The sequence below is a fragment of the Micromonospora sp. NPDC049089 genome (assembly GCF_040648775.1).
Lineage (GTDB): Bacteria > Actinomycetota > Actinomycetes > Mycobacteriales > Micromonosporaceae > Micromonospora.
In genome coordinates this window covers 1-2,535 of the sequence record NZ_JBEZEH010000374.1, presented here as the reverse complement: position 1 = coordinate 2,535, position 2,535 = coordinate 1, and the positions used below count along the sequence as shown (strand labels likewise).

Below are 2,535 nucleotides of genomic sequence, written 5' to 3'. Positions count from 1 at the left end.
CCTGGCGGCGCGACGGGCCGGAGGAAGAGGTCATGACGTGCCTTTCCATGGGGGTGGACGCGCCTCGTGAGCGCCTTGCGCACCCTAACCAGCAGCGGGCACCGCCGCACCACAGCCCCGGTCGTTGCAGCGGTTTCCGTAGGCCGACGCAGGGTAGGGCGGTCAGGGACGGCATTCGCGGGAGACCCCCGCTTCCCGCGCGCAGCGAGGAGAGTTTTCAGTGAGCGAGGACCAGCACACCCAGCAGGACCCGACCAGCCAGTACGGAGGGCAGTCCGGTCAGCCCGCGCAGCAGCAGTCAGCGCCCGGCTCGACCGCGGAGATGAACCCGCGGCCGGACCACGGTGAGGAGTCGTACCGGGGCAGCGGCAAGCTCGACGGCAAGCGGGCGCTCATCACCGGTGGTGACTCGGGGATCGGCCGGGCGGTCGCGATCGCCTTCGCCCGGGAGGGTGCGGACGTGCTCATCTCGTACCTCAGTGAGGAGGAGGACGCCGACGCCCGGGAGACCATCCGGCTGGTCGAGGCCGCCGGCCGGCGGGGCGTCGCGGTACGCGGCGACGTCACCGACGAGGCGCACTGCCAGGAACTGGTCGATCGGGCGGTGCGCGACCTGGGTGGTCTCGACATCCTGGTGAACAACGCGGCGTACCAGATGTCGCAGGACAAGGGGATCCTCGGGATCAGCACCGAGCAGTTCGACCGGGTGTTCAAGACCAACCTGTACGCGATGTTCTGGCTCTGCAAGGCGGCCATTCCGCACCTGGCCGAGGGGTCGGCGATCATCAACACGTCGTCGATCCAGGCGTTCGACCCGTCGCCGCAGTTGTTGGACTACGCCACCACCAAGGCGGGGATCGCCAACTTCACCAAGGCGCTCGCCGCCGACCTGGCCGAGCAGGGCATCCGCGTCAACGCGGTCGCACCGGGCCCGGTGTGGACGCCGTTGATCCCGGCCACCATGCCGGAGGAGAAGGTGAAGCAGTTCGGCACCGACACCCCGGAGGGGCGTCCCGGGCAGCCGGCGGAGCTGGCACCCGCGTACGTCTTCTTCGCCTCGCAGGAGTCCAGCTACGTGACCGGCGAGATCCTGGGCGTCACGGGCGGTCGACCGACCAAGTGAACCGCCGTCGGGTGGGCGTCCGCTCGGGATGCCCACCCGACGCTTGTGGCCTGCTCGCGTCGCGTGGCCCGTTGGTGCGGCTCGTTCTTGTGGCCCGCTGGTCAGCGTGGCCAGGCGGCGAAGCGCTGCCGGATCTCGGCGACGTCGACGGCGCCCAGGCCGTACCGGCCGAAACGCTGGTCGGAGAGCCGGTCCAGATAGCGGCCGGCGGCGCGCACGTCGTCCGGGTCAAGCGCGGGGTCGACCTGCCGTGCCAGCACCAACAGTTCGGTCACGTCGTAGTGGTCGAGAGCCGCGGCCACGTCGATGAAGTCGCGAACCTCCCGCCGGTTGACCAACGCCGCGATCTTGTTAGCCACCAGGTCACGAACGTCCATCACCGGGCCGAGGTCCATCACCACCGGACTCTGCTGGCGGTCCAACCGGGCGAGGCTGAGCCGGATCTGCCGTCCGTCGCGGCTCACCACGAAGTCCTTCATGTCCTGCTCGTACCCGTCGAACAGTTCGGCCAGCTCACTGTCCGGGTCGGCGTCACTGACGATGAACCCGGCCCGCTCCAGGGCCACCCGCACCCCGGCGGACGCCGCCGCCGCGGCACCCTCCACGTCCGCGAAGAGGTCCACGTCCTCCGTCGGCCGGGCGACCAGCCCATGCGCCGCCCACGCCACCCCACCACCCAGAACGAACCGGTACGGCCCGGCGGCGGCCAGCGCCACCCGGGCCACCTCCCGGTAGAACTCGTGCAGATGAGGTTCGATCACGCCGCGCGCAGGCCGCGGTGCCGGCTCTCCCACGCCTGGCGTACGCCCCGAGGCAGGTTGAGCAGTCGCCACACCCGACGCAGCGTCCGCCCGTTGATCAGGGCGCGCAGATCCTCGGCTCGAGTGGTCTCGCGAAGCACGTTTTCGTACATCCAGAGCAGCTGGTCCGGGTCGCCGAGGTCGAAGGTGCGCTCGGCGTTCCACATCAGCCGTACCGGCAGTTCCACCACACCTCGGGTGGGGCCGGCAAGCTCGGCGAGGGTCCGTGCCACCACAGCGGGGCGACCCGGGCGGGCCAGAAAGGCCACGCCGGTCGCGGTGGGGGAGACGGCCTGCATGGTGTCAGGGTAACGCCCGCCAGAGCCGGTGTCGCTCAGGACGATCCGACCGCGCTGCTCCACGCGCGCCGACCTGACCCTGCCCGCTGCGAAGTGTGTCCGGTTTGTGCGGCCTTGGCACGGTCGGTGCGTTCCTGATCGACTCGGGCTTCCTGATGTCGGGGTGTCCGGGCGTCCGGGATGCCCCGCCTTCCGTGAACCCGAGTGGATCACCCGGAGAGGGCTGGTCCGATGGCGTGGAGCCCGGTGCCGTGTGGGTTGTTTGTCTGTATCTGGGTGTGGCCGGGTGCACTCGCGGGCCGGAATCATGGCC

3 protein-coding genes are annotated in these 2,535 nt (G+C 70.3%); 1 reads left to right on the top strand and 2 read right to left on the bottom strand.

The window, feature by feature from the left end:
- Window positions 1-220: 220 nt before the first annotated feature.
- A complete protein-coding gene (locus AB0B48_RS32845; RefSeq protein ID WP_355010275.1) occupies window positions 221-1,123 on the top strand; it encodes an SDR family oxidoreductase in 903 nt (300 codons plus the stop codon).
- Between the two features lie 101 nt (window positions 1,124-1,224).
- On the opposite strand, the gene AB0B48_RS32840 is transcribed toward AB0B48_RS32845, so the two are convergent.
- Together AB0B48_RS32840 and AB0B48_RS32835 are read right to left on the bottom strand one after the other, a co-directional pair.
- Window positions 1,225-1,884 (bottom strand): nucleotidyl transferase AbiEii/AbiGii toxin family protein, encoded by a 660-nt coding sequence (locus AB0B48_RS32840; protein ID WP_357208489.1) that lies wholly within the window; start codon window positions 1,882-1,884, stop codon window positions 1,225-1,227.
- Entirely contained in the window at window positions 1,881-2,222 is a 342-nt protein-coding gene (locus AB0B48_RS32835) for a hypothetical protein (RefSeq protein ID WP_124770765.1), read from the bottom strand. The genes AB0B48_RS32840 and AB0B48_RS32835 overlap by 4 nt, the downstream gene beginning before the upstream one ends.
- Window positions 2,223-2,535: the final 313 nt, after the last annotated feature.

Bases quoted from the DNA above. Each gene is read 5' to 3' on its own strand.
- AB0B48_RS32835 (WP_124770765.1), bottom strand. From the start codon at position 2,222: ATGCAGGCCGTCTCCCCCACCGCGACCGGCGTGGCCTTTCTGGCCCGC.